The organism is Exiguobacterium sp. s166 (genome assembly GCF_018618855.1).
Taxonomy (GTDB): Bacteria; Bacillota; Bacilli; order Exiguobacteriales; family Exiguobacteriaceae; genus Exiguobacterium_A.
Window position 1 is genome coordinate 187,482 of the sequence record NZ_JACSMU010000004.1, and the last position, 26,228, is coordinate 213,709.

The following is a 26,228-nucleotide window of genomic DNA, read 5'->3' on the forward strand; positions in this document are numbered from 1 at the left end:
TTGTGCATAAGAACAAAGAGTTTTCCGATAAGTTGTAAGTTTTAACAAAATATAAAGAACGGATGAATATGAAAACCAGGCACAAAAAAGACCTCCCGACCGTTATCCGGATCTGCCGGGGAACGGTCGGGAGGCGAAATTATAGGGAGAATCAGCGTCGGACACAGCGTTTACGACTGTAGACGACGAGTGTCAGTAAGAAAACAAGACTGAGGGCAATCAAGACAATCAGTGAAGCCGTATTGAAATGAAGGACTTCAAGAAGGACGCTTGTTGCAACTGTCAGATAAAAAATACCGAGATATTTTTTGACGAAAGGACTGTCGAAATGACCCAACTGTTTCGCGCCGATTGGAGCACCAAGTAATGCTCCGATGATTAGCATGACCCCGACGAGGAGATCGACATCTGTACTTGCGACCGTATAGTTGACGAGGCCGGACAAGACGATCAGTAGGGCCGAAGCAATACTCGTTCCGACTGCCCGTTTCAATTCATATCCGGCGATACCGACGAGTAGTGGTGTAATGATGAAACCACCGCTGACACCAAGCAAGGACGAGATGAATCCTGCGAACAGCCCAATGAAACCAAGTGCCAGATACCGGTTTTTCCAACCGGTTTGTGCACCTGACGAGGACTTTGGACGTAAAAACTTATTGGCAAAGTATAATAATAAACCGATATACACAACCGAGATGACGAGATGGGCACCGTTCACTGCCTCTAATCGGAGAACGATCGGAGTCGCGATGGTAGAACCGATGATACCGACTAAACCGACGACCAGGCTGTCACGCCAGACCACATTTTTCAGGCGGAGGTGTGATAGGGTACCGGATACGGTTGAACCGAGCGTCAACATTAAACTCGTCGCGATAGCGACGCTTGGGGAGAAGCCGAGAATCAGTAAAAGCGGTGTTAAGATGATGCCGCCGCCGATTCCAAAGAAACCAGAGATGATACCAATGAAAAAGCCGAGTGGTAAAAAATAATAAAATTCCATGTAAGACATTCCTTTCACATTACATCATACGGTTAGTATGGCAATCCGTTCGTAAAATGTAAAAGGGAACGGCTCCTTCAAGGGGGTTGAAGGAGCCGTTAAGGGGATTATTCTTTTGATGCAGCAACTTCAGTTGCTGCATCAATACCGGTATTGGCTTTGACAAGAATACGTTCGAAGTTACCGGCCACTTCGTCCGATTTCGTAACAAGTGTTCCGATAATCGCACCTAGAAAACCAAGTGGAATCGAAACAATTCCCGGATTCGACAGTGGGAATAATGCTTCCCCGACGAATAAGGCTGAACCGTCAACTGCCCAGATATTAGGACTGAGCGCGACGAGAAGCAGTGAAGAGAAAAGACCGACGACCATACCTGTGACAGCTCCGCCAGTATTGAAACGGCGCCAGAAAATCGTCAGCAAAATGACGGGCAAATTGGCACTGGCTGCCACTGCAAAGGCCAGTGAAACAAGGAAAGCGACGTTCATTGATTGTGCAAATAACGCCAGTACCATCGAAACGAGTGCGACGGCAATGGAAGCGAGGCGCGCAGCCGTCATTTGTTCTTTTTCCGTTGCTTGTCCTTTACGCAGAATATGACTGTAAAAATCATGGGCAAAGGCGGAAGCAGCCGATAAAACCAGTCCGGCCACAACGGCAAGGATGGTCGCAAAAGCAACAGCCGCAACGAAGGCGAACAGTAAGTCTCCACCAAGCGCCTGCGCAAGGAGAGGTGCCGCCATATTACCGGCTGCATTCGCAGCGATGATGTCATCTGCTCCAACGAAGGCAGCGGCTCCAAAGCCGAGGAAAATCGTTAAGATATAAAACGCACCGATGATCCAGGTCGCATAAACAACGGATTTCCGGGCAGTCGGTGCATCTTTAACCGTAAAGAAGCGGATTAAGATATGCGGCAAGCCGGCTGTTCCGAGAACAAGTGCCAAATTTAAGGAAATCGTATCGAGCGGTAACTTAAACTTATTACCGGGATTCAAGAAGGAGTCACCGAGCGGTGTGGCTTGTTTCACTTCCGAGAACATCTTCATGATCGAGAAGTCGAATTTGGCAAATACCATGAAGGAAATGACGGCTGTACCGGCCATCAGCAAAATCGCTTTGATGATTTGCACCCATGAGGTGGCCGTCATCCCGCCAAACACAACGTACACAGTCATCAGAATACCGACGATGATGACACTTGTCGTATATGGAATTCCGAGTAACAACTCAATCAAAGCACCGGCTCCGACCAATTGCGCAATCATGTAGAAAATGGAAATAACAATCGAGTTCATCGCTGCGACACCCCGAACTTTCGAGGCATTAAAACGGGCAGCAATCATATCAGCCATCGTGTATTTTCCTAAGTTGCGCAACGGTTCGGCAACGAGATAGAGAACAACGAGATAGGCAACGAGAAAACCGATCGAATAAAAAAATCCGTCGAATCCGGCCAGGGCGATCATTCCGGCAATTCCGAGGAAGGAAGCCGCAGACATATAGTCACCGGCAATGGCGATACCGTTTTGAGCACCGGTCAAGCCACCGTCCGCAGTATAAAAATCATTCGCCGTCTTTGTTTTACGGGCAGCGAAATATGTAATGACGAGTGTTAACCCGACAATCGCAGCGAATAGGGCGACAGCGGTATAGTTCATCGTGATTCCTCCTTGATCTGTTCGACCAATCGATCAAACGAACGTGCTTTTTTGTTATAAAGCGTACAAAACGTCCACGTCATGATGAACTGCAGGAAAGCAAATAACCAAGCCCCTGTGATATCACCAAGTAATGGCCGATTCAAGAAGGTAAAATAGCTGGTCATGATGGGAAGCGTAAAATAAAAAATGAGACAAAATACAATGGCCGGTAAGATGAATGCATTTTTTTCGCGCATCAATTGTTTAAACGATGCACTTTCGACGATTGTCTGGGCAGAGCGTGTCGTTTCCGTCTTCGCTGTTTCAGATACCTGGTGCATGAGACGCCTCCTTTGAAAATGAATTTAAATTCATTATAGAGACAGTTCCTTTGGAAAATCTATCCTAATTTAGAAGGGGGAATTCGAGATATTATATTAATATTGGTCTTACCATTTTATTGTAAGCGTTTTCAATGTTGGACAAAATGTGAACGTTATTTTAAAAACATATTAATATGAAAAAATGATTCAAAAGTCCTGCCTGGAAAAATAAAGGGAAATGAATAAAAAACGTTGAAATCCGCATAATTAAAAGACACACCCTGATGGAGGATGTGCCGACAGTTGGTTGTATCATTTGTTATTGTCCCCGATTTCCTGTTCAAGATCACGTAGTGACTTCGAACGTCGTGCTAGGGCGCGCCGTTTGATGATTTCTTCGACGCCACGACTGACTCCCCAGATGGCGAGTAAAATCAGAAACAGAAAAACAAGACGGATCGGTCGTTCCAAAAATGTTGACCATTCTTTACCGATTAACGAGAAGATGATGACGACGATCAGTCGACCCGCTCCAGCGGCAATCAAATACGTCCGAAGTGACAGTTGAATCATTGCAGAAATCGCTGTAATGATAAAGGCCGGCATGAACGGAAGTGAAAAGAAAAAACCAAGCGAAATCGGACTCATATGGCGAACCCGTTCAATCCACTGCTGGGCGGCTTTATGTTGTTCAAGCCACCTCGTGACGGGGCGGCGAAATAAATAACGGATACAGGCAAAGACGACAAGGGAACCGAGCATACTACCGACCCAAGAGACGAGTACACCCATCCAAAAGCCATAAGTCGCTGCATTGGCGGAAATGATAAGAACAAGCGGGAGGAACGGAAAAAGTGATTCCAGAAAAGGAGCAATCAATCCGGTCGATGCACCACCCGGAAGATCCTGGAGAAACGTAATCATTTGTTCAATCCACTGACGGACGGTTTGGAGCATTCGGAATCCTCCTTACAAAATAAACTGCTAATTTCTATTTTAACTCTTTCCCCGTCAGAAAGGAAAAACTTTATCGTGCTGTCCGCTGAACTGGCAATTGTACAATTCAAATGAAGTTGGTATTATACTTAAATGGGTGCGTTTTGCAGGCGTTCCCAGCTAGCTAATAGCTATGACGCTTCGTTCGCCAACGTTCGTTTTACTGCAAAAAACTGACATGGGGGCCAATGAGGATTATGAAACCTTATCGCGTACTATTATTTTATAAGTATGTTCCGATCGACAATGCGGAACAATTAACAAAAGAGCATCTTGCCTATTGCAAAGAGCTTGGCATCAAAGGAAGAATCCTGATTGCACCAGAAGGAATCAATGGCACACTGTCTGGAACAGTCGAACAAACCGATCAATACATGCAGGACCTGCTTGCCGATCCACGGTTTAGTGACATCGAGTTCAAAATTGATGAGGTCGACGAACATGCCTTCAAAAAAATCTTCGTTCGTTATAAAAACGAACTGGTCACATGGCGTTTTGAAGATGAGTTCAACGTGCCGGAAGAAAATGCCGCGTATCTTGAACCGGCCGAGTGGAAAAACATGATGCAAAATGAAGATGTCGTCATTCTGGATGTCCGGAACAACTACGAATACGATCTCGGTCATTTTAAAAATGCCGTCAAGGTCGATGTCGATGCCTCACGTGAATTTCCGCAATGGCTCGATGAAAATGAACACTTGTTTGAAGGAAAAAAAGTTCTGACGTATTGTACGGGCGGTGTCCGTTGTGAAAAATTCACGGCGTATTTCCGTAAACGTCAAAACAGCGATGATATCTTCCATTTAAAAGGCGGCGTCGTCATGTACGGGAAAGATGAAGCAACGCGTGGAGAAGACTGGGAAGGGGAATTGTATGTGTTCGATGAACGCATTCAAGTACCTGTTAACGAAGTCAATCCAACGGTCGTCTCGACTTGTTATTACTGTGGAAAAGACGAAACACGTTACGTGAATTGTGCAAATCCGGAATGTAATCGTCAACACTTCTGCTGTGAAGAATGTGAACCGAAAGTGATGCGTTCTTGTTCAGACGAATGCCGGGAACACCCGCGCAACCGTTATGTAAAAGAACAAATGGAAGAATTGGTAAAGTAATCATGGATGAATAAAAGCAGGCTGACAAAATCCGAATCCGGGATTTCGTCGGCCTGCTTTTTTAGGATGGAAATAAGAAACGAAGGATTTCTGGCATCCGTTTTGCCCATTCGGTCTCGTGATGGATCGCACCGGGAATGATTTCGTAAGTCGCTTGTTGGACTTTTTTTTGAACGGCTTTCGCAAGAACCTCGTTTGTATGAAGATAGTCATTTTCCGTCATCGGTCCGCTCGTTTCTTTCGTACCAACATCCATATAACAACGCTGGTGCTCGGATAAACGTGGACTGCGCTCAATGAATTCCAGTAAAGAAGAAAAATTCGCCCAACCGGCCGTTGATAAAGCAGCGACACGTGTGAAGATTTCCGGATAAGCGAACAAGCCATACAATGAAATGACACCCCCCATCGAACTGCCGATCATCGTCGTATCCGTTGGAATCGTCGCATACTGCGAGTCAATATACGGTTTTAGTTCATGAACGATCCAGTGCATGTATTGCTTTCCGTTGCCGCCAATCGTCTTGCGATGAGACGGATAGGCCGTGCGCATTAAAAGGGCTTCGTCCGTCCAAGGGGCATACTCATCGTAGCGGTCCATTCCATCATCCGGACTGTCGATGGCGACGATCATCGCATGCAACTGAACAGTATGGAGTGCATGATGGACTTCCCAGCCTTTTCCGAACGAAGCGGTCTCACCACTGAAGACATTTTGACCGTCATGCATATAAATGACTGGGAGCGCTTCGTCGACCGGGAGTTCGGTCGGACGATAAATCCGGATTGTTCGAGGCGAGGCTAGAGTCGAAATCGTTCGTTCAATTTCAGTAATTGACAAGATAGTCACGACCTTTCAAAGGTTAGCGTAATGGGCAGTACAATTCCGACCGTTATGTTTGCCACCGACATAGAGAGCATGATCCGCTTGCCGGAGCGATTCTTCGAACGATCGTTCCGATGGAAATTCGACGGTATCGACGCCAAGACTGATGGTGATGGATAAGCGATGTCTATCGACGACGAACGGCCGGTCGAGGACGGCATGCCGGATTTCTTCGGCGAAATCGATGGCTTCGTTCTGTGGAGCTTGATGAAGTAACAGGACAAATTCTTCTCCGCCGTATCGAGCCGCGAAGACGTTCTGCTTTTTCTGTTGCACGGCCCGGATCCTGCGACCGAGTTCACGCAGAACAAGGTCACCGACCTTATGTCCATACGTATCGTTAACATGTTTGAAGTGATCGATATCAAATAAGATGATCGACAAGGGATAACGGTCAGAGGCAAATTGCTGTGCCCCTTCCTCGTAAAAGGCACGACTGTTGGCGAGCTCCGTCAAAGCATCAGTCCGGCTCTCGGCGTACAGTTGGTATGTTTCCCGTGAACGGTGCAACACCCGACAAAAAATACGTAACAAACGCGAAATCTCGTCCGCACTTGTCGCATCATAGGCATCCGCGGTTTGATGAAATAGGATGATCGATACATCGACATCTTCGTTTGTGATGGATGGAATCGCAATCATCGAATGACGGTCAACGGGTAAGTCAATTTGAATGTCCGTCCCCCAATCGCACCGAAGACCATGGATGATTGGTGTTTGCAGCTGCTCGGCCTTCAGGGAATGGAATAAAGGCAGGACATCGATGATTGTTTTCGTCCGGATATTGTAAATGGTTTGCTTACGCTGTTGCTGAATTGATATCCAACCTTCCGAAAAATCAATCAGATACGGCAAGTCGCGTAATAAGGAGTCAATCGTTTCTTGTTCGAACTGGGAAATCAGCAGATGTTCTTTGGCGTCATCAAACCGTTTGGCTTTTTCATTCGCTTCGATTGTTTCCCCATGCTGTTGGAGCAATCGTTTGAATAAAAATAAGATCAGCGTCGAGACGGAAGCGGCGATGAGCGGGTTCTCATCATAAAACCAGATTCCGAGTAGAGCGCTTAAGATACTGATACCGTAGACAAGTGTCTGCAGACGGACAAGGCGTACCCAATCATATTTCAAATATAAGATGCGGTTGACGAACCGGCATTGGAGGTAGGAAACGATCATGACGGTCGTTAAATAGCTGAGAAGCGGAAGGAGTGCTCTCGAGTAAGTAAAGTCAGTTCCAATCGGTCCGCCGAGTACTAAATAGACGAGTGACGGAGAGGCGAGATAAACTAAATCAAACAGGGCGTTGATTGGATACAAGTAGAAAAAACGTTGACGGCGAATTTCTTTTTTATGAGAAAAAAACTGAAAGACGAAGATCCCGATTTGGCTGAGAAGGATGGACGGCCATAATCCGTAATTAAGAAAGATGAATAAAATGATCCCTTCCTGAAACGTATAATAAATGCCTCCGCGACGGACGTTGTCGAACTGGAACAAGATGATGAGTGCTAGAAGATAAGTGGCATTGCCAAATGAGAGCGGAAAGTCGATGAGTGTCGGATATGTCAGTAAAATGAAGGTAAGCAGACCAGCAACGAGACACAAGGCAAGCCAACTGTTTCGTGCGACTTTTTGATAGTAGACCATGATGCGTCTCCCTCCTTTAACAGTCCTCCCCTACTTATACCCGTTTTGTGGAAATTATGATAAGGGATTTACAAAAAAATAAGGTTGAGAGAATGCAGTGAATTGCGTATAATGTGAAAGATATCAAACAATCGATGACGAAGAAAGTAGCGATATGATTTAATCGACCAGCGAATCAGGGAACGGTGAAAGCCTGAACAGATTAGACCATCGTGAAACGCACTTCCGAGATGCTATCCGAATCCATGTGATCAGGCCTAGCCGGGGGAACCCCGTTATCCCCGTTAAAGTGGGTGTCGTACCGTCGACACCAAGAAGAGTGGTACCGCGGTCATTCCGTCTCTTTGCGTGTTGCGCAAAGGGCGTTTTTTATTGGAAAAAATAAACTGTTTGGAGGAAAAAAAATGAGCTACAAGCAACAATATGCCCAAGTATTACATGATGTGATTGGTGATGCCCTGTCACAAGAAGAGATCGAACAGTTGATCGAACAACCAAAACATGAGGATCACGGCGATCTGGCATTCCCATGTTTCCAACTCGCAAAAGCCTTCCGGAAAGCACCGATGATGATTGCAACGGAACTGGCTGAGAAAATCAATAATCCACTGTTCTCGAACGTGCAGGCAGCGGGACCGTACGTGAACGTCTTCTTAAACCGGGAAGTGGTTTCGCGTGAAATCATTAAACGTGTTTTAGAAGAACAACAAGCTTACGGATCAAGCGAAGCGAACGGCAAAACGATCGTGACTGACTTCTCATCACCAAACATCGCGAAGCCGTTCTCGATGGGACATTTACGTTCGACAGTCATCGGAAATGCGCTGAACCAGATTTCACGAAAAAAAGGATATGATGTCGTCGGCATCAATCACCTCGGAGACTGGGGAACACAGTTCGGGAAATTGATGGTCGCCTACAATATGTGGGGCAAGGAAGAAGATGTCCGGGCTGAGCCGATCAAAGAATTGCTCAAACTGTACGTGCGTTTCCACGAAGAAGCGGAAGAAAATCCGGCTCTTGAAGATGAAGGTCGTGCCTGGTTCAAGAAACTTGAACAGGGTGACGAACAAGCGACAGCACTTTGGACATGGTTCCGTGAAGTTTCGCTCGTCGAGTTCAACCGTGTCTATGAAATGCTTGGTGTCAGTTTCGACAGTTTGAACGGTGAAGCCTTCTATAATGATAAGATGCAGCACGTGATTGACTTATTGGAAGAAAAAGAGTTGCTCGTCGAGTCGGAAGGTGCAATGGTCGTCGATCTCGAAGCCGAAGGAATGCCTCCTGCCTTGATCAAGAAAAAAGACGGAGCGACATTGTATGCAACACGTGACTTGGCGGCTGCCGTCTATCGTCTTGAGACATACGGTTTCGAGCAAGCCTTTTACGTTGTAGGCGGTGAACAGGCCCTCCACTTTAAACAGCTGTTTGCTGTTCTGAAGAAACTTGGCTTTGAAAATGTCGACGGTATGCACCATGTCCCGTTTGGCCTGATCATGAAAGACGGGAAAAAGATGTCGACGCGTAAAGGACGGATTGTCCTTCTTGAAGAAGTGCTTCAAGATGCGATCAATGTCGCGAAACAAAACATCGCCGAGAAAAATCCGAACCTTGCCAATGCCGAACAGACGGCACGCGAAGTCGGTGTCGGTGCTGTCATTTTCCACGATTTAAAAAATGAGCGCATGAACAACATTGAATTTGATCTCGAACAAATGTTGAAATTTGAAGGAGAAACCGGTCCGTACGTCCAATATACGAATGCACGTGCAAATTCATTGTTACGTAAAGGCGAATACGATGGATCAGCGTTTGCGGGTAGCGCAGACGACTATTCATGGGGTGTCGTGTCGATGCTGAACCAGTTCTCGGCAGTGATTGACCGGGCGTTTACACGTCGCGAACCATCAATCATCAGCCGTTATGTCCTTGATTTGGCTCAAAGTTTCAACAAATATTACGGGCAGGTTCGTGTCCTCGAAGACGACGCGGAAAAACAATCTCGCCTCGCACTCGTAAAATCGGTTACGATTGTATTGACGGAAGGATTACGCCTGCTCGGTGTCGGCGCTCCTGAAGAAATGTAAGATAAATCAATTAAAGATGGGGTTATCATATGAACAAAGAGACAATGGAACGGTTACAGCACGCATCTACACAAATGAATCAGGAAGATTTGGCTTCATCCATCGCTTTTATTGCTGATTTTCATGGAAAGGTGGCGGCATGGCTTCCAGGTGAATCAGTCGATTTCATCTTAGATTTCGTGACAGCACCAGGAGCCGATCAAATTGCTCCGATCAGCGGTGACGCACTCGATACGAAAAGTAACTTCGAGTTCTTCATGGAAAAAAAACAGACGCGCAAAAAACTCGGTGAGTTATTGGCGTTATGGAAAGCACCCCGTACGAAAGAGACATTGAATCAAATTGATGCCATCGGTCTAAAAAAATGGTTGGCGCGCAATGAATTTCGTTCGGAAGACAAGCCATGGGATTACCTGAACCGCCTTCATGTCCTGTTATTCCTCGATCAAATGACTACGGTCATCGATGATCATCAGTTGACGACATTGTATGAGCAACTCGTCCGGAAGACACCGGTACCGACGAGCTTCGTCCGTCGTCAAGGGGAAGTCCGCCGTGTCGTGAATCAGTTCGCCGATAAAACAGAATTTACACAAGTGGATTTAGTTCGTGCTTCACTCGTGCGTTTTCTATAAGCGAGATGACATCAAAATCCCCCGTATCCTTCACAAATCGTGAAGGATACGGGGGATTTTGTCATGTCAGACATTCATTTGACTTGCTGAAAGGTGATGGTTTCGGTGGTTGTGTCGTACAGCAACCATTCACGTTCGACCAAAACCGGTCCGACGTTGATGGCGTAACGGCCACGTTTGATGGAGATCGGGATATCATGATGAATCGCCAGACGTTTACCCTCTTTGAATAGTCCGTGCACATGACTGTGTCCAAAAAATAAGAGACGGTCGGGATAAGTGGATGTATCGGGTGTCAAATCATAGCTCCATTTCAATTGGTCGCCGTGAATGAACAAAGCAGACGCAATTTGTTTTGTCCGATTTGATGTGCGCAGTTGATCGAGATAACTGGATATCCCTGCTGGAATCAAGGAAAACAACCGTTCTTCCTGATTTCCGAGCAGCGTCTCAAAAAACAGCAACTTCAAAAAATCCGGATCAAGCGTCACGATTTGTTCGATTTCTTCAAATGTATACCGTTTGGCCCGCTTTTTTCCGATGTGACACTCATGGACATCTCCAAGCGAAAAAACAATGGCTTGCGGAGCTGTCTGTTGAATATCTGTCAACACAGCACGTGTATCGGATAATGAACTGTGCAAATCCGTGATGAGTGCATACTGCATCTGGCATCGCTCCCTTGTACTAAGAGTATACCCCGCGTTTCATGCGGCTCATCCTATTTTTAATTAAGCCGGGTCGACCGTGATCCCGCGCTCGGCAAAGACCACTTTTGCGACTTCGAGTGCATTGAGGACACGCGGGAAACCGGTGTAAGGGACAAGATGCATGATGGCTTGACGATTTCATTTCCTGTCAATCCGGCGGTTAAGCCGGTATTGATATGAAGGACAAGCCGTTGTCCTGGATGGTGGATATACAGCGAAATAAGCATGAAAAAAATCCCTTTCTCCAATCGGAGTAAGGGATTTTTTATACTTAACGGAAATTGAGGAACTGGACGTCGACCGATAATGGTAATTCACGGACGATTTGCATGACTTGTTGCAAGTCGTCGCGCGATTTGCCAGTGACACGGATTTGATCGTCTTGAATCTGAGTTTTGACTTTGAGTTTGGATTCCTTGACGGCATTGTTAATTTTTTTAGCATCATCACGATCGATGCCGCTTTTGAGAATGACGCGTTGACGGACCGTGTTTCCGGCTGCCTGCTCGACTTTTTCGTATTGCAGGTTTTTCGTCGGGACTTCGCGCTTGATGAGTTTAGCTGTCAGGACATCTTTGACTTGATCGAGTTTAAAATTATCATCTGAAATCAGAATCAAATCTTCTTTCTCGAGTTTCATGTCGCTTTTTGATCCTTTGAAATCAAAGCGGTTTGTGATTTCCTTTAAAGCGACCTGCATCGCGTTTTTGACTTCCTCGATGTTGATTTGTGACACGATATCAAATGAATTGTCTTTTGCTGCCATAAGAATCTCCCCTTTCGTTCCACAACCATTTTAACATATTTGTCCGCAGATGCTTTGACTTCGTGCTGAAGTTTCGGCAAAAGAAAATGGAAGAGAAACAGTCGAATCGTTCATCTGTATGAAATTTTGTTATAATGAAAACCATGAAATGAAAGGGGTGCATGGCTTTGAAACAAACAGCAGATATGTTGACGCTCACACCAGAAGAACTGGATGAGCGGTATGCCTATAAAGGATCAGATTTAGGAGCAACATTTGATGAAAAAACGATACGGGTCCGTTTATGGGCCCCGACGGCTGAACGTGTCGTGATTCGTTTGTACCGGACATTGCGGGCAAGGAAAGTTGAAGAACTTGAATTGGCGGCGGATCAGCAGGGGACATTCGTCGTCGAACTCGATCGTGCTGTGTATGAAGGTTACTTTTATACGTTTCAAGCCAGCATCAACGGACAGAAGGTCGAAGCGGTCGATCCGTATGCAAAAGCAGTCGGGACAAACGGTAAACGGGGAGCATTAATCGATCCATCCACCACGCAACCCGAGCGTTGGATTGAAGAACGCCCTCTCTTCCATTCGTCACAAGATGCCGTTATCTATGAATTACACGTTCGGGACGCGACGAGCCATTCGGCGAGTGGGGTCATCGAGCGGGGAACGTTCCGCGGATTGACGGAAGCCGGGACACGAACACCGGCAGGCGGATTGACAGGTCTTGATTACCTGACGGATTTAGGTGTGACACATGTCCAATTGCTTCCGATTTATGATTTCGGTTCAGTGAATGAAGCCGCACCGAACGATCCGGATAACTACAACTGGGGATACGATCCCGTCAATTATTTTGCGCCGGAAGGATCCTATTCATCGAATCCGGATGATCCGGCAGCACGGATCCGTGAATTAAAAGCCTTGATTCAAGCCTTGCATGACCGGGGCATTCGTGTCGTGATGGATGTAGTCTTTAATCACGTCTATGATGCGGAAACGGCACCACTTGGCCAATTCGTTCCGGGTTATTTTTTCCGTCAGGCAGCAGACGGAACACTTTCGAACGGGAGTTTTTGTGGAAATGACACAGCATCAGAACGTTTCATGATGCGTAAGTTCATTCTTGATTGCGTGACGTACTGGGCGAAAGAGTATCATCTGGACGGATTCCGGTTCGACTTGATGGGCTTGCATGATATCGAAACGATGAATCAAGTCCGGCATGCACTCGACCGGATTGATCCATCGATCTTGATTATCGGGGAAGGATGGGATCTTGACACACCGCTTGCAGCCGATCAAAAAGCCAACTACTTTAATGCGCCGCAGATGCCGGGAATCGCTCATTTCAACAACGGATTACGTGACGGTGTCAAAGGTGACGTTCAGACACCGCTTGACCGCGGATTCATCAGCGGAGCTTTCGAGCGGACAAATGAAGTCAAACGGGGCATTGCCGGAAACGTCTCTTCGCAAGGATTTGCGGATGAACCGAATCAAGTCGTTTCTTACGCGGAAGCCCATGATGATTTAACGATTTGGGACAAATTGTCCGTGTCACGGCCGGAAGATACGGATGAAGTCCGCCGAAAACGACAAATGCTTGCGAATGCCATTATCTTAACCGGACAAGGGATTCCATTTTTACATGCGGGACAGGAGTTTTTCCGGACAAAAAACGGCATTCGGGACAGCTTCAACTCCGGAGAAGTCGTCAATCAACTCGATTATGAACGGGCAGAAGAGTTCCGGTTCGGCGTCGAGTATGTCAAAGGATTGATTGCGCTGCGGCGTCAGTATCCGATGTTCCGTCTCGAAAACACCGCCATGATCCGCAAACATCTCCGCTTCCTCGAAGAAGGAGAAGGCATCATTGCTTACGAATTGAAGCGGACATATGAAGGGTATGTTGAACGTCAGCGGGTGTATCACAATGCGACGGAACACGATGTGACAATCGAGTTACCGGGCGGCGAGTTCGAAATTCTCGTCGAAGAAGGGGTTGTAAAAATCCATGCCCCTCGTCTGCATGAAGAAAAACAGCTTGTCGTGAAGGCTTTGTCGACGACAGTCATTGCCGAACGGAAAGCAGACTATAAAAAATATGCAGTGGCAGGCGGCGCCGCACTGACGATTCTTGGTTTGTTGTATGCAGCGAACAAACGGCGTAAAAATAATAAATGATGAGTCTTAAGCAACGAGGCAATTAGAAGAATCGGAGTTCACTGATGTGGGCTCCGATTCTTTTTTTTTAGAGCCGCATCCCGCAACGTAACAGTCATGTTGCGGTGTCATCATAATGACTTAATGATTTTTCATGTTTGCTGTTTTAATTCAGAGCTTCCGGGAACATACTATAAGTAGTATTTAGAGTGCTGGTTTTTTTGAAAGGATGTATTTTATGTTTGGCTTCAATGATATCTGGAAATTTTTCTTCTCGTTTTTTTTGTTATTACCAATCGTCACGTTAATTCATGAGATAGGTCATTACTTTTTCGCACGTCTGTTTGGCGGGAATATGGAAATCAATATCGGATCGGGGAAATCGTTGTTACGTGTTGGCCCCATCCGCTTGAACCGTATCTATTTCTGGGACGGATGGTGTCAGTATGAGGCACTTCGTCATGAAAATAAATTTACGAACATTACCGTCTATGCCGGTGGAGCTATTTTTAATCTGGCGAGCATCCTGATTGTAAACGGTTTGATTTATGCGGGTGTCTTCGAAGCTTCGATTTTTACGTATCAATTCGCCTATTTCTCGTTCTACTTCATTTTCTTCTCGCTGTTTCCGATTGATCATCCGAACGGTTATCCGAGTGACGGAAAAGCGATCGTTAATGTATTCCGTTATGGAAAGTCAGAATATAACCCCCAATCGTAATCATAAGCAAAATATGCCCTTCTTTTATGCGACCAGCGCACGAAAGAAGGGCATATTGCATCATTTGTCTTCTGAAGATGTATCATCCGCAGAAGAAGAGTCGGATTGTTCTGTTTCTAATTCGACCAGTTTTTGTATCAAAATATGCCGTGGCATGTGCATTAACTGTTCGAGCGGCACATTGAGACGTTTCGAAAGTTCAACAGCTGTATCAGCAGACAGTTGTAGGGGTTTCATAGTGTGTGTACCTCCTTTTTGTTTCCTTTAAGTATACAGGACATGCTCTTCGAGCGCATCGACAGTAGCTAGAAATGAAGAAGGTTGATACCGTAGGGAGTAGGAAGTGATGCGTATGTATAAACCAGCCGCTGAGCTGTTGTTCCATGAATCTGTTTCACTTTTTGACCGATTTGGCGATGATCTGATTTTATACCGGGATCAAGGCGGATTTACAAAATGTGATTTGGATTTGAGAATACGGTGGGAGACAGCATGTGCGTATGTTCCGTTCACGTGGTTCTTTGAGCCGGACGGATACCGTGTGTTCATCGTTTTTGAAGTAACTTCATTGTTTGGTTTACTCGATTTAAGAGACGGACGTCTCCAATATATGAATCGCCCCATCCTCTTTGCTGATGCCTGGTTCAGTAATCTGTATGAATGGCGAGACAATCAGATTTTTATGTACTCGGCTGAGACCGATGTCGTGCGTTATTGTTTTGAAAAACAGGAAGGAACTTTTTCGGATTATGACGAAGCTCCTCTATTAGGACGTTTGATTGAACGGGGGTATCATCCGCAGTATGCGTTCGAACGTCTGCTCGCACCTGGAACGATGATTTCCTATGATGTGAATCAATCACGTTATGTCATTTGGGATGCGTTTACGGAACAGGAACAGTTGATTCCGTTTTCCGAGTATGACGACTATTTGTTGGTCGACAGCCGGAAAAATCTGTTTTCTGTCACGGATGCTAATCGATTTTATCTGTACGAAAAAGAGCAACTGAAATTTAAATTTGATGGGTGCCAGTCATCGATCCTGTTAAAGACGGTTTTACTGGATGAATCGGCGCAACGTCTGGCCATCGTCTCGACGTCGGCGAATTTCGGAAATACGTGGCTCCAGATTTTTCAAAAGACGTAAACACATCCTTTGTCGTAGCGGGCGAAGGATGTGTTTCTTGTATAGAGAGAGGAAGATGACAGATGGAACGTTTTGGTCAATACGTAGTGCGTTTTCGAAAAGGCATCAGCGTTACCTGGGTGGTGCTGTTGCTGATTCTTGGTTATTTTGCGGTGCAACTCCCGGATCAGCTGAAGGGAAACGGCTTTACACGGGACGGAGAGTTTCAACAAGTCGAACGCACGTTAGAAAAAGAATTTAAGCAGGACCCACACCAAATCATCGTTTTGTTTGAAGGGAAAACAGAAACCATCCGGCAGGAGATGCAGCGTCACGTCACGGCGTTTCGGACCATCCAAGGAGTGGGACAGGTTATCGGTGTCCAGGAAAATCCGGAAGCTTTAAAAGACGGAAAAGGATATGTCTCGATCGGGATACCGGACATTGACCCTTCCTGGGTGAAGGCGGTGCAGGAAAAACTGGATCCGCAAGACGGCAATACGATTCGACTGACAGGAGAGCCGTTGATCGTCGACGATTTGAATACCGCATCGAAAAATGATTTGGTCCGGGCGGAATTGATTGGCGTACCGGCAGCGTTACTTGTCTTATTTCTTGTTTTCGGGACGCCGCTTGCTGCCATCTTGCCGCTCATCATGGGACTCGTCACGTTCATCTTTGGAGCCGGAACGTTGTATTTCATCGCCGGACAACAGGAATTGTCCATCTTTGTCTTAAATGCCGTAGCGATGATTTCACTGGCCCTCGGAATCGATTTTTCCCTGCTTTACGTCAACCGGTTCCGGGAAGAACGGGCAGCCGGAAGGTCGATTACGGCAGCAGCGGAAGTTTCGGTTGCGACGGCCGGACGATCGATTTTATTTTCCGGGATTTGTGTGTTCGTCGGACTGGCGGGCTTACTTGTCATTGATGTCGATGTGTTTCAAGCAGTTGCGATCGGCACGCTGGTTTCGGTACTGGGCGCCGTCATCAGCGCTGTGACCTTACTTCCGGCCCTGCTCGCACTACTCGGGGGCAGTCTGGAAACAGGGCGGATTTTTAAAGCGGATTCGGAGCAGGGGGAAGTCCGATGGCGTAAGCTCGCCCGGTTCGTCATGAAACGTCCGGTTGCCATCACCCTTTTTTCACTCCTTCTTCTTTTGCCGTGTTTAATTCCGTTGCGCGATTTGGAACTGAACATTCCGCAAGCAAGCGCGTTACCGGAAGATTATGAATCACGCCTCGCTTTTGAAGCGTGGGAAAAAACCTTTGGCGACGATGGGACCGATGCCGTCGTCTTGCTAAAAGCTGATTTTCAAACGGAACAAGGTGTCGAAAAACTGGAAGCGTTGACGACACGACTCGAAGCAGATGACGGAGTAAGCAGTGTCATTTCAGCGACGGCGCTGGCGGAAGCGAATGGACAGACCGTGACCCAGCTTGCTGCGAACGAACAGGGAAAAGAACAGTTGGCGCCTTTGATTACGTTTGATCAAGGAGTTGCCCGGATCAATGTCAAGCTGACGGGAGATCCGGGAGACAAGAGTTCACAAAAATGGGTCCGCGACGTGCGAGACCAAGGATACCAGGTCGGGGGACCGGCAGCCTTTAATCAGGAAATCTATGATGAAATTTACTCAAAAATGCCGCTCGCGCTAGGTCTTGTCTTACTTGCGACATTCATCATCCTGTTGTTTGCGTTCCAGTCGATTTTGATTCCGATCAAAGCCATCTTGATGAATCTACTCAGCCTCGGAGCAACATTTGGTCTGCTCGTCATTTTATTTGAATCGGGCTGGGTTTTCCCGGCCGAAACAATCGGTATCTTAACCCCTGTGTTCATCTTCTCGCTTGTTTTCGGATTATCGATGGACTACGAAGTATTCCTCGTCTCACGAATGGAAGAATACTACGATGAGACCGGGGATAATGACCTCGCAACGGAAATGGGACTGGCGAAGACGAGTAAAATCATCACCTCCGCCGCCTTGATCATGATTGTCGTCACCGGTGCATTTGCGTTTACCGGCGTCAGTCCGATTAAACAGCTTGGTGTCGGAATTGCTTTGGCGATTTTCATTGACGCGACGATCGTCCGGATGTTCCTTGTTCCGGCACTGATGAAGCTGTTCGGACACTGGAACTGGTGGTGGCCGGGCGGACGGCGAAAACGAAAATACCGGATCTGATCATCGTTCAGAACATCAGTGAAGCACATCATTAGTCATTTAAAGCAGGGCGGGCGTATACTGACGATATTCAAGTTAAGATTTCAGAGGAGGATATGCTTCAATGGCTAATGAAAAGATGTTTGATACGTTTACACTTCCAAACGGAGTGACCCTTAAAAACCGGATTATGATGGCGCCGATGACGAACTACGCGGCGGAAGAAAACGGTGAAGTTTCAGAAGCGGAGCTTGCATACTACGCAGCACGTTCAGGTGGAGTCGGTGCAGTCATTACAGCATGTGCCAACGTCACAGCAGACGGTCAAGGATTCCCGAACGAGTTTGGCGCAGAGCGCGATGAATTGATTCCGAGCCTGAAACGTCTCGCTACAACAATCCAAGATCAAGGCGCAAAAGCGATTCTGCAAATTTTCCACGCGGGTCGTATGGCACCACCGGAACTCGTCGGCGGACAAACAGTCAGCGCAAGTGCAGTAGCACCAGAACGTGAAGGCGCAATGACACCACGTGCACTGGAAGCAGCAGAAGTCGAAGCGATCATCGAAGCATTCGGTCAAGCAACACGCCGTGCGATGGAAGCCGGATTTGACGGAGTGGAAATTCATGGTGCGAACACGTACTTAATTCAACAATTCGTTTCTCCGCACTCGAACCGTCGTGAGGACAAATGGGGCGGAAGTCTTGAAAAACGTCTTGCTTTCCCATTAGCTGTCGTCGATGCCGTCGAAGCCGTTGCAAAAAAAGATCCATCGTTTATCGTCGGTTATCGTTTCTCACCGGAAGAAGTTGAAAATCCGGGAATTACACTCGATGATACGATGCAACTCGTTGATGCACTTGCGAAAAAAGATCTCGACTACCTGCATGTTTCCGTCATGGACTTCTTTGCAGGATCGATTCGTGATCAAAACGAAACACGTTCGCCAATCAGTCTCGTACAAGAACGTGTCGGTCAACACGTTCCGGTCATCGGTGTCGGTTCACTCCATACACCGGAAGAAGTCGAGCGTTCACTTGAAGTCGTGCCACTCGTCGCTCTTGGCCGTGAGTTAATCATGGAACCAAAATGGGTTGAAAAAGTAGAAGCTGGCGAAACGGAATCGATTCGGACAGAACTCGATCCGTCGGCACAGTCTGAACTCGTCGTGCCGGATGCACTATGGCAGGGAATCACGAGCCGTCCAGGCTGGTTCCCAATCAAACAAACAACAAAATAAGAAATACGAAAAGGAGCAACTCAGAATTCTGAGTTGCTCCTTTTTTAGTGTCAGTAAGCGACTTCACCCATCCGGACACCACAAAAACGGTGCAGTTCAACGGGATGATCCATGTTCGTCCGGTCGAACATATCCTGCAGTAATAACGCACAGATGTAGGCATCTTCCTTCGCATCATGATGCTTAAAAGATACACCTAAAAACTCCGCCATCGTATTTAGCTTATGGTTCGGCAACCACGGATAAAGCTTCCGTGACAATTTGACCGTACAACCATACTGAAATGTCGGCATTTGATATAAGTCATATTTTTGAACCGCTTTTTGGAGCGCACCCATATCGAAAGCTGCATTATGGGCAACGACGAGCTCGGCCTGTTCAATTAATTCAAACAAGCCGTGTGCCGCCATTGCTTCCGGTAAGGCCGGTGCATCCCAGACGTCACTCGGGCGAATGCCGTGGACACGGATATTACCGGCATCAAAGTCTTCTTCCGGATTGATTAAGACCTGCTTGCTTGTGAGGACTTTCCCAGCGGATAAAACAGACCAGCCAAAGGCACAGATGCTGCGGCTGTTCCGGTTCGCTGTTTCAAAATCAATCGCCAGTGTATAACGTTCCATATCATCTCTCCTTTTTAATCAGCATACCGTATTTCGATTTAGAATGCATGTTCGTCTTTTCGTTTAATCAAAAAATCCGTCTGTCTTTGAGACAGGACGGACTTTTTGATTATTTAGCCTGTACCGCTTTTTCTTGTGCTTCAGGTTCCGTATACGCATCGGGCTTAAAGAGCATGATCCGGTCACGGTAGGCAAAAACGACAGCCGTCAAAACGGCCATTAAATCAGCAATCGGGAAGGCGAACCAAACCCCTTGTACTCCAAAAAAGATAGGTAAAATCAGGACGAGTGGAATCGTATATAAGGTCTGCCGCGAGAGCGACAGGAACAAGGCGATCCGCGCCTTGGCAAGTGATTGATACATTCCGTTGATGATCATCTGAATCCCGTAAACGAATGAAATTGCGAATAAAATCCGCATCGCGGTCGAACCTTCATTGAGTAATGTCACATCTTCCGTAAACATTCCGACCCAAAAACGGGGGAACAGCTGGATTAACAGCCAAAGCGTGATCGACAGGCTCAAACCGTAGCGAATGGCCAGTTTGATTGCTTGTGACATCCGATCAAACTGTTTCGACCCGAAATTGTAGCCGACAATCGGCTGCATCCCTTGGACGATTCCCATGATTGGCATTCCGACAAGTGCCATGAACTTATTGATGACGGCAAAGGTCGCAAGTTCCGTCGTACCGCCGTAGCGGACGAGCATATGGTTGACGGTGATGAATAAAATGGACTGTGACACTTGCATGATGAAAGACGATGAGCCGATCTGTCCCATCCGACCGACCAGTTTGGGATCAAACCGAAAGGCTTCACGGTCAAGGACAAGACTTGTTTTTTTCGCTTTCGTAAAGAAAAACCTGAAAATCAGAACGGAACCGACGATTTGCGCGACGACCGTCCCAAGTGCAGCCCCTTGAATGCCCCAGTCGAGTCCGAAAATAAACAGGGGCGTCAAGACGATGTTGATGGCGACTGTCGTCAGCATGACACGCATCTGATAACTGGCACGTCCTTCTGCCCGAAGCATGGCGCTCGAAGCCATCGTCAACATGAAGAACGGGGAACCGAGTAACAGGACACGGAGGAAATCAATACTGTATGGCATGATTTCCGGTGTGGCACCGAACACCTGTAACAACGGTTCGACGAAGATGAATGCCGTGATAATCGCAAGCATACTGACGACGAAAACGGTCATCAGGACATTTGCATAGGCACGACTGGCACCTGCCAGATTTTTTTGACCAAGCCGCTGAGAAGCAATGGCCGCACCGCCGATTCCAATCGAGTTCGAGATGGCCATCAAGACGAGCTGAACGGGGAACGCAATGCCGACAGCCGCGACGGCAACCGTCCCGATTCCTTGTGCCACAAAAATCGTATCGACAATATTATAGAGAGCAGTCACAAGCATCCCGATCATCGCCGGGAGCGACAGGCCGATCAGGAGTTTGTTGATGGGTGCTTCTCCCAAACGAGCCGTATTTTTATTCATCATCAGGAGAGCCTCCTTTTTTTCAAAACAGGGACATGGATTTTTATTCAGATTAGTCGCTTCAACAACCGGATGCAAGTAATCGAATCAGGCAATGTGCAAAACGATCAAAAGACACTCCGCCGATTGAAGACGAAGTGCCTGCTTGAGATAACACGACTGGTTAAGATGGGGTCGGAAGATACCCTTTTGAGTATTCAAAAGCGATGAAGAGAATTGCACCAAGAGCCAGGTAAGCGAACAACGTAATCGTCTGTTGTTTTTTCGGCATTTGATGATACTCAACCGATTTTTCAGCTTCGAGTAACGGTTCAATCCGCTGGTCCAGTCGACGCAACAAGGCATCGTAATCATTAGCCGAATCATATTGGTAACGAAGCAAGTCATCGGCAGCACTTTTCGCTTCTTCCGGACTCGCACTCCGTAAATCCTGGAGGTCGTGTCGGAGTGACCAGGCGATCGGATCATAGGTCGAAACGGGTGCATCGTCCGGTTCGTCGACGGTCGAGTCCGTCACAGTTTCCGTTGCTGCCAATTGTTCCTGTTCGACTTTCGCTTGCAGGACACGGCTGCGTGCAGCACGGTATAACATTAAAATCGATTTATTGTCTTCGTATTGTTTCGCAAAACGGTATCGCTTCCAGACGGCACTTCCGCCGAGAAACGCGATCAATAACAAGATGATGCTGAAGTGTGTCACACCGTATGCAATCAGGGCGGCGAGACCGGCGACCCAAACGACAATCGGCAGACCGGCTAAAATCCGTCCGCCGTCAAGCGGACTGACGGGCAACAGGTTGAACAGGTTCAGCAAGGCCCCTAAATGGAAGATGACAAGCCAAAAATCGTTTCCCGTCACGGCGTATCCGATCAAAAGCGGGATGAGGGAGAGTAATCCGGCAAGCGGACCGCCATATGCCAAAATTGCTTCTTGTTTCGGGGTCCGGAATGTATCCTTGATTCCGATGACAGCTCCCATGAACGGAACGAAAATCGCCGGTCCGGTCTTGAAACCAAGCCGTTTGGCTGCTGCGAGATGCCCCATCTCATGAATGAACAGGAGATAAAGCAATCCGACACCAAACCAGACGCCAAAAATTTGTGCATAAAACAATAACGAGATACCGAACGAGATTAGCGTCCCGCCGAATTTAGAGAACTTTAAGAGAGCGAGCAGCACTTTACCTTTTGAGAGCAAAAATGCTCCGGCGACGGCTAAGCCTCCCCAACGTTTTTTATCCATCGTTCATAACCTTCTTTCATCATCTGACTCCTGTCTCTAGTGTACGCCAAAAGACGGGGGAAGGTTTCATTTCAGGTGTTCAATGGAAGGTGATGTAAAAACAACTTCCGCCACCGGGACGAGCTTCACTGCCAACGGACAGATGATGATGTTCCGCCAGTGCAGCAGCAATCGACAGACCAAGACCGCTGCCGGACCGGTCACGGGCTTCATCGAGCCGGTAAAACCGATCGAACAGACGCTTGCGCTGCTCCGCAGATAATGAGGTTCCACGGTCAAGCACTTCGAGCCGGTCCGGTCGAAGACGGATTTCCGGATCTTTGGCATATTTGATCGCATTATCGATGAAAATCGTCAAAATTCGGACAAGTGCTTCATGATTCGCTGTGACGGTTCCGATGGCATCGACTGGAATAGCAGTGTCATAGGCATGGTGCATCCGGTCCGCGACTTCCGTCCCGAGCTGCTTCAAGTCAACCGTCTCCGTCGTCGTTTCACCATAGCCGAGGCGGGATAATTCGAGCATCGGTTCAATCAGTCCACTCCGCATCGTGTGCGTTTCGTTCAGAATGTTACTGATGGATTCTTCGAGGACATCAGGATTTGTCTTGCCCCAGCGCTTCAGAAGTTTCGCATACCCTTCGATGACGGTCAGCGGCGTCTTCATCTCATGCGAGACATCCGCGACGAACTGCCGTTGCTGTTCCATTGTTTGATCGACACGTCCGATCATCCGGTTAAAGACTTTTCCGAGCTGTCCGATTTCATCATTTTGCTGTTCCGGAACAGTCTCAAGTGTACCGGAGTCGGAAATCCGTTCCATCGTCTGACCGAGTTGACGAAGTGGACGCAACGTTTGATAGGCGATGAAAAAACTGCTGAGAAAAGCGATGATGACGGCGACGATCAGGACGATCGAGAAGGCGAAAATCAGCGTCGAGACCGTATCGTCCACCGTGTCGTCTTCAAACAGATACGCCTGATCTTGATGGACGACGCCAAACCAGTTACCGGATTTGAACGGTTCGTCGCGGTTTGTCGGAATGCCGGGAAGATCGCGTGCCCGGACATCGCCGTTGACCGTCGCGGAATCGTCATCCTCTTCATCGTTTGCAATCACCCAACGTCCGTCGTTACGGGACAGGACGACGGAATCTTCATGAAGTGTCAATAATGCCCGGGTCGTCGAATCATCTTCCATCAGCTCCTCGGCCTGCTCGAGTTGTGTGAAACGGGATTCGATTAAATGGTCACGGACGACATACGTGACGACTAAAAAAGACAACAGCAATAAAAGGGTCGTGAACAACGTCACCGATAACGCAAGTTTGGTTCGTAACTTCATCCTTTCTCCTCCCTTAAAACATAGCCAATGCCACGAACGGTCTGAATGAGGGGAGACTGGCTGCGGTCCATTTTTTTGCGTAAATACCTGATGTAGACATCGACGATATTCGTTTCCCCGAAATAATCATAACCCCAGACCCGGTTAAGGATTTGCTCACGGGTCAAGACGTGTTCCTTGTTTTCCATCAGATAAGACAACAAATCAAATTCACGTGGTGTCAAATCAAGCGGAACATCGCTTCGAAACGCTTCATGCCGGTCCAAATCGAGTAAGACATCGGCGTAATGCAGCTGATTGGTTTCGACCGCTGTACGTATCGTCAAACGGAGTAACCCGCGGATCCGTGCCAACAGTTCCTCGATTTCAAACGGTTTCGTCACATAATCATTGGCACCGAGATCAAGACCGGCAACCTTATCATACACTTCGCCTCGTGCCGTCAACAGGATGACGGGAACCGGATTATTTTTTCCGCGAAGCCGCCGAAGCACCTCGAAGCCGCTGAGCTCCGGCATCATCACGTCAAGTAAGACGAGATCGATGTCGTTCTCAGCAGCTGCTAAGCCATCTTTACCGTTGAAGGCGACCTGCGTCGCGTATCCGGCGTGGTTTAATTCCAGTTCAAGTAGGCGGGCGATTTTTGAATCGTCCTCGACGATTAAGATGGTCGGTGCCATAGACTTCCTCCTTACGACTGTTCGTCGATTTCTGTCACTTGCTTAGATCCGTTCAACTCCAGTTCGACTTGTGAACCAACCTGTACATCATTATCCTGTTCCATGTTTTGCGCACGTTCAAACGTCACGTTTTTACCGTTTTGTTCAATGACGACTTGTGTGTCCGTCACACGGATTAATGCACCACGGATGTCTTGATCTTCCGCATCTTCACGGTCGAGCTCCCGGACGAGACCGGCTGCTGTCAGTTCAAGTTTGACGGTATCACCGGCTTGCGCTTTGTCGATCTCTGCGCGCTCGCTGAAGCGGTACGCTTGATCCGAACCATTTTGAGTCAAGACGATTTGTTCATTGGACAACTCTTTGACGACACCGGTGACTTCATTGCGGTCATCGTCGGATGAATCGTCATTGCGATCATCCCGGTCGTCATTTCGATCATCTTCCCGTTCAAGTTCCCGGACAAGACTGTCCTGATTGAGTTCAAGTTTAATCCAATCACCGGGCGTAGCTTGTTCGATTTCAGCAGATGAGGCAAACGAATACGATTGATCCGAACCATTTTGTGTCAGTGTCACCGATGTGTCGGATACTTCTTTTAACGTTCCTTCTATTTCTTGATCATCATCCCGGAATGAGCTTGGAAGCGACTGTTTGACGTTACTTGATACTTTTGTTGAAGCCGCTTCGACTTTTTGTTCCACTTGTTCTGAAGTTGTGACCGTTGAATTGACGAGAGAATGTCCCGGACCGGTGAAAAGTAAGAAGGCGCCGGCCCCCGTCAAAACGGTTCCTGTGATGGCGATTGAAGCAAGACCGCGTTTTACAAAATTCTTTTTTGGCTTATCCGTACGTTTTTCGTTTGTCATGATGATTTCCTCCTCAGTAGTGGTAGCTGCTTTTCTTATTCTTAGAATAGCGCCCGCAAGTGAAAGGAGACTGAGGATTAGATTAAAATTTGATGAGAAATCAAATCGATTTGATGAAACGGGCAGGATTCCCGCCGACGACAGTGTTTGGGGCGACATCTTTGACGACGACACTTCCGGCCGCGATGACGGCATTGTCCCCGATCGTTACGCCCGGCGTGATGACGGCACGTCCGCCGATCCAGACGTTGTCGCCGATGACAACCGGTTTCCCGAATTCATAACCGCTGTTGCGTTCGACGGGATCTAAAGGATGCGTCGCTGTATAAATGTGGACGCCCGGAGCGAGCATACAGTTGTCGCCGATTGTAATCGGACAAATGTCGAGCAGAACACAATCGTAATTGGCATAAAACCGCGCGCCGAGCGTGATGTTGTAGCCGTAATCACACTTAAAGGACGGTTCGATATAAAAATCTGTCTGCTCAATCTGGAATAATTCCTGGAGGAGCGACTTTCGGGCAGGCAACTCGTTGATGCTGAGTTGGCTAAATTGATGGCAAAGCATCTGGGCCCGTTTCCGGTCAGCGACCAGTTCCGCGTCACCGGCTAAATACAATTGACCTTGAATCATTTTTTCTTTTTCCGTCACATCAATCATCTCCTATCCTATGTATATCTTCATTAGACTAAACCAGGCATGGAGAAGCAACTCATAACAAAAAAACAGCCTTGATGT

At 47.4% G+C, this 26,228-nt stretch carries 24 protein-coding genes, 1 pseudogene and 1 other annotated feature; of the genes and pseudogenes, 8 read left to right on the forward strand and 17 right to left on the reverse strand.

Annotated features, from left to right (window positions below):
• Positions 1–151 precede the first annotated feature (151 nt).
• From KNP93_RS11110 to KNP93_RS11125, 4 genes are all read right to left on the reverse strand, one after another.
• The gene (locus KNP93_RS11110; protein ID WP_214855323.1) at positions 152–1,006 is read right to left on the reverse strand and encodes a sulfite exporter TauE/SafE family protein; all 855 of its coding nucleotides are present in this window, start codon (positions 1,004–1,006) and stop codon (positions 152–154) included.
• A gap of 107 nt (positions 1,007–1,113) precedes the next feature.
• On the reverse strand, positions 1,114–2,670 hold the full coding sequence (locus KNP93_RS11115) for a solute symporter family protein (RefSeq protein WP_188004880.1): 1,557 nt from the start codon (positions 2,668–2,670) through the stop codon (positions 1,114–1,116).
• Positions 2,667–2,993, reverse strand: coding sequence for a DUF485 domain-containing protein (locus KNP93_RS11120; protein WP_114596635.1), 327 nt, complete (start codon positions 2,991–2,993; stop codon positions 2,667–2,669). Before KNP93_RS11120 ends, KNP93_RS11115 begins: the two co-directional genes overlap by 4 nt.
• Positions 2,994–3,287: 294 nt before the next feature.
• The gene (locus KNP93_RS11125; protein ID WP_114596634.1) at positions 3,288–3,932 is read right to left on the reverse strand and encodes a TVP38/TMEM64 family protein; all 645 of its coding nucleotides are present in this window, start codon (positions 3,930–3,932) and stop codon (positions 3,288–3,290) included.
• 236 nt (positions 3,933–4,168) lie between these two features.
• Here KNP93_RS11125 and trhO point away from each other — a divergent pair, with 236 nt between their 5' ends.
• Positions 4,169–5,086, forward strand: a complete 918-nt coding sequence (gene trhO / locus KNP93_RS11130; protein WP_188004878.1) for an oxygen-dependent tRNA uridine(34) hydroxylase TrhO — start codon at positions 4,169–4,171, stop codon at positions 5,084–5,086.
• 61 nt (positions 5,087–5,147) lie between these two features.
• Here trhO and KNP93_RS11135 read toward each other — a convergent pair whose 3' ends face one another.
• Both KNP93_RS11135 and KNP93_RS11140 read right to left on the reverse strand, forming a co-directional pair.
• Complete coding sequence (locus tag KNP93_RS11135; protein WP_214855325.1) at positions 5,148–5,927, reverse strand: alpha/beta hydrolase; 780 nt, start codon at positions 5,925–5,927, stop codon at positions 5,148–5,150.
• A gap of 15 nt (positions 5,928–5,942) precedes the next feature.
• Positions 5,943–7,619, reverse strand: coding sequence for a GGDEF domain-containing protein (locus KNP93_RS11140; RefSeq protein ID WP_214855327.1), 1,677 nt, complete (start codon positions 7,617–7,619; stop codon positions 5,943–5,945).
• 125 nt (positions 7,620–7,744) lie between these two features.
• Positions 7,745–7,966 (forward strand) — a binding site (T-box leader).
• 57 nt (positions 7,967–8,023) lie between these two features.
• Between KNP93_RS11140 and argS the strand changes: the two genes are divergently transcribed.
• Positions 8,024–9,706, forward strand: coding sequence for an arginine--tRNA ligase (argS, locus tag KNP93_RS11145; RefSeq protein ID WP_214855330.1), 1,683 nt, complete (start codon positions 8,024–8,026; stop codon positions 9,704–9,706).
• A gap of 29 nt (positions 9,707–9,735) precedes the next feature.
• The gene (locus KNP93_RS11150) at positions 9,736–10,341 is read left to right on the forward strand and encodes a hypothetical protein (RefSeq protein WP_214855333.1); all 606 of its coding nucleotides are present in this window, start codon (positions 9,736–9,738) and stop codon (positions 10,339–10,341) included.
• A gap of 74 nt (positions 10,342–10,415) precedes the next feature.
• Here the strand turns inward: KNP93_RS11150 and KNP93_RS11155 are convergent, their stop codons facing one another.
• The 3 genes and pseudogenes from KNP93_RS11155 to KNP93_RS11165 all read right to left on the reverse strand — a co-directional run bounded on the left by KNP93_RS11155 (position 10,416) and on the right by KNP93_RS11165 (position 11,817).
• The gene (locus KNP93_RS11155) at positions 10,416–11,009 is read right to left on the reverse strand and encodes a metallophosphoesterase family protein (protein WP_214855336.1); all 594 of its coding nucleotides are present in this window, start codon (positions 11,007–11,009) and stop codon (positions 10,416–10,418) included.
• A gap of 63 nt (positions 11,010–11,072) precedes the next feature.
• Positions 11,073–11,242 (reverse strand): annotated as a pseudogene (locus tag KNP93_RS11160) (carboxymuconolactone decarboxylase family protein); the annotation flags it as partial.
• A gap of 80 nt (positions 11,243–11,322) precedes the next feature.
• Positions 11,323–11,817, reverse strand: coding sequence for a YajQ family cyclic di-GMP-binding protein (locus KNP93_RS11165; protein ID WP_026827201.1), 495 nt, complete (start codon positions 11,815–11,817; stop codon positions 11,323–11,325).
• A 161-nt stretch (positions 11,818–11,978) separates the two neighbouring features.
• On the opposite strand from KNP93_RS11165, the gene pulA reads away from it, so the two are divergent.
• Positions 11,979–13,991: a type I pullulanase gene (gene pulA, locus KNP93_RS11170; protein WP_214855339.1), complete on the forward strand. Its 2,013-nt coding sequence runs from the start codon at positions 11,979–11,981 to the stop codon at positions 13,989–13,991.
• A gap of 217 nt (positions 13,992–14,208) precedes the next feature.
• Positions 14,209–14,691: a hypothetical protein gene (locus tag KNP93_RS11175; RefSeq protein ID WP_214855342.1), complete on the forward strand. Its 483-nt coding sequence runs from the start codon at positions 14,209–14,211 to the stop codon at positions 14,689–14,691.
• A gap of 60 nt (positions 14,692–14,751) precedes the next feature.
• On the opposite strand, the gene KNP93_RS11180 is transcribed toward KNP93_RS11175, so the two are convergent.
• The gene (locus KNP93_RS11180; protein WP_114596622.1) at positions 14,752–14,928 is read right to left on the reverse strand and encodes a YycC family protein; all 177 of its coding nucleotides are present in this window, start codon (positions 14,926–14,928) and stop codon (positions 14,752–14,754) included.
• A gap of 115 nt (positions 14,929–15,043) precedes the next feature.
• Between KNP93_RS11180 and KNP93_RS11185 the strand changes: the two genes are divergently transcribed.
• From KNP93_RS11185 to KNP93_RS11195, 3 genes are all read left to right on the forward strand, one after another.
• A complete protein-coding gene (locus tag KNP93_RS11185; RefSeq protein ID WP_251138790.1) occupies positions 15,044–15,838 on the forward strand; it encodes a hypothetical protein in 795 nt (264 codons plus the stop codon).
• Between the two features lie 62 nt (positions 15,839–15,900).
• On the forward strand, positions 15,901–18,006 hold the full coding sequence (locus KNP93_RS11190) for an MMPL family transporter (RefSeq protein WP_214855346.1): 2,106 nt from the start codon (positions 15,901–15,903) through the stop codon (positions 18,004–18,006).
• Between the two features lie 103 nt (positions 18,007–18,109).
• The gene (locus tag KNP93_RS11195) at positions 18,110–19,225 is read left to right on the forward strand and encodes an NADH-dependent flavin oxidoreductase (protein ID WP_131503475.1); all 1,116 of its coding nucleotides are present in this window, start codon (positions 18,110–18,112) and stop codon (positions 19,223–19,225) included.
• 50 nt (positions 19,226–19,275) lie between these two features.
• Here KNP93_RS11195 and KNP93_RS11200 read toward each other — a convergent pair whose 3' ends face one another.
• The 7 genes from KNP93_RS11200 to KNP93_RS11230 form a co-directional block, all read right to left on the reverse strand.
• Positions 19,276–19,848 carry a 3'-5' exonuclease gene (locus KNP93_RS11200; protein ID WP_131503474.1) on the reverse strand — a complete coding sequence of 191 codons (573 nt, stop codon included), beginning with the start codon at positions 19,846–19,848 and terminating at the stop codon, positions 19,276–19,278.
• 109 nt (positions 19,849–19,957) lie between these two features.
• A complete protein-coding gene (locus KNP93_RS11205) occupies positions 19,958–21,355 on the reverse strand; it encodes an MATE family efflux transporter (protein WP_131503473.1) in 1,398 nt (465 codons plus the stop codon).
• 160 nt (positions 21,356–21,515) lie between these two features.
• The gene (locus KNP93_RS11210; RefSeq protein WP_131503472.1) at positions 21,516–22,595 is read right to left on the reverse strand and encodes a site-2 protease family protein; all 1,080 of its coding nucleotides are present in this window, start codon (positions 22,593–22,595) and stop codon (positions 21,516–21,518) included.
• Positions 22,596–22,674: 79 nt separating this feature from the next.
• Entirely contained in the window at positions 22,675–23,940 is a 1,266-nt protein-coding gene (locus KNP93_RS11215) for a sensor histidine kinase (RefSeq protein ID WP_131503471.1), read from the reverse strand.
• Complete coding sequence (locus KNP93_RS11220; protein WP_131503470.1) at positions 23,937–24,620, reverse strand: response regulator transcription factor; 684 nt, start codon at positions 24,618–24,620, stop codon at positions 23,937–23,939. The genes KNP93_RS11215 and KNP93_RS11220 overlap by 4 nt, the downstream gene beginning before the upstream one ends.
• Positions 24,621–24,631: 11 nt before the next feature.
• Positions 24,632–25,489 carry a hypothetical protein gene (locus KNP93_RS11225; protein ID WP_214855348.1) on the reverse strand — a complete coding sequence of 286 codons (858 nt, stop codon included), beginning with the start codon at positions 25,487–25,489 and terminating at the stop codon, positions 24,632–24,634.
• Between the two features lie 100 nt (positions 25,490–25,589).
• On the reverse strand, positions 25,590–26,141 hold the full coding sequence (locus KNP93_RS11230; RefSeq protein WP_371819916.1) for a maltose acetyltransferase domain-containing protein: 552 nt from the start codon (positions 26,139–26,141) through the stop codon (positions 25,590–25,592).
• Positions 26,142–26,228 lie beyond the last annotated feature (87 nt).

Excerpts from the sequence above, each read along its gene's own strand:
- KNP93_RS11195 (WP_131503475.1), top strand. The coding sequence starts at position 18,110 with ATGGCTAATGAAAAGATGTTTGATACGTTTACACTTCCAAACGGAGTG.
- KNP93_RS11225 (WP_214855348.1), bottom strand. The coding sequence starts at position 25,489 with ATGACAAACGAAAAACGTACGGATAAGCCAAAAAAGAATTTTGTAAAA.
- KNP93_RS11125 (WP_114596634.1), bottom strand. The coding sequence starts at position 3,932 with ATGCTCCAAACCGTCCGTCAGTGGATTGAACAAATGATTACGTTTCTC.
- KNP93_RS11150 (WP_214855333.1), top strand. The coding sequence starts at position 9,736 with ATGAACAAAGAGACAATGGAACGGTTACAGCACGCATCTACACAAATG.
- KNP93_RS11215 (WP_131503471.1), bottom strand. The coding sequence starts at position 23,940 with ATGAAGTTACGAACCAAACTTGCGTTATCGGTGACGTTGTTCACGACC.
- KNP93_RS11185 (WP_251138790.1), top strand. The coding sequence starts at position 15,044 with ATGTATAAACCAGCCGCTGAGCTGTTGTTCCATGAATCTGTTTCACTT.
- KNP93_RS11110 (WP_214855323.1), bottom strand. The coding sequence starts at position 1,006 with ATGGAATTTTATTATTTTTTACCACTCGGCTTTTTCATTGGTATCATC.
- KNP93_RS11115 (WP_188004880.1), bottom strand. The coding sequence starts at position 2,670 with ATGAACTATACCGCTGTCGCCCTATTCGCTGCGATTGTCGGGTTAACA.
- KNP93_RS11200 (WP_131503474.1), bottom strand. The coding sequence starts at position 19,848 with ATGGAACGTTATACACTGGCGATTGATTTTGAAACAGCGAACCGGAAC.
- KNP93_RS11140 (WP_214855327.1), bottom strand. The coding sequence starts at position 7,619 with ATGGTCTACTATCAAAAAGTCGCACGAAACAGTTGGCTTGCCTTGTGT.
- argS (WP_214855330.1), top strand. The coding sequence starts at position 8,024 with ATGAGCTACAAGCAACAATATGCCCAAGTATTACATGATGTGATTGGT.
- KNP93_RS11180 (WP_114596622.1), bottom strand. The coding sequence starts at position 14,928 with ATGAAACCCCTACAACTGTCTGCTGATACAGCTGTTGAACTTTCGAAA.
- trhO (WP_188004878.1), top strand. The coding sequence starts at position 4,169 with ATGAAACCTTATCGCGTACTATTATTTTATAAGTATGTTCCGATCGAC.
- KNP93_RS11220 (WP_131503470.1), bottom strand. The coding sequence starts at position 24,620 with ATGGCACCGACCATCTTAATCGTCGAGGACGATTCAAAAATCGCCCGC.
- KNP93_RS11205 (WP_131503473.1), bottom strand. The coding sequence starts at position 21,355 with ATGATGAATAAAAATACGGCTCGTTTGGGAGAAGCACCCATCAACAAA.
- KNP93_RS11155 (WP_214855336.1), bottom strand. The coding sequence starts at position 11,009 with ATGCAGTATGCACTCATCACGGATTTGCACAGTTCATTATCCGATACA.
- KNP93_RS11190 (WP_214855346.1), top strand. The coding sequence starts at position 15,901 with ATGGAACGTTTTGGTCAATACGTAGTGCGTTTTCGAAAAGGCATCAGC.
- KNP93_RS11175 (WP_214855342.1), top strand. The coding sequence starts at position 14,209 with ATGTTTGGCTTCAATGATATCTGGAAATTTTTCTTCTCGTTTTTTTTG.
- pulA (WP_214855339.1), top strand. The coding sequence starts at position 11,979 with ATGGCTTTGAAACAAACAGCAGATATGTTGACGCTCACACCAGAAGAA.
- KNP93_RS11165 (WP_026827201.1), bottom strand. The coding sequence starts at position 11,817 with ATGGCAGCAAAAGACAATTCATTTGATATCGTGTCACAAATCAACATC.
- KNP93_RS11120 (WP_114596635.1), bottom strand. The coding sequence starts at position 2,993 with ATGCACCAGGTATCTGAAACAGCGAAGACGGAAACGACACGCTCTGCC.
- KNP93_RS11210 (WP_131503472.1), bottom strand. The coding sequence starts at position 22,595 with ATGGATAAAAAACGTTGGGGAGGCTTAGCCGTCGCCGGAGCATTTTTG.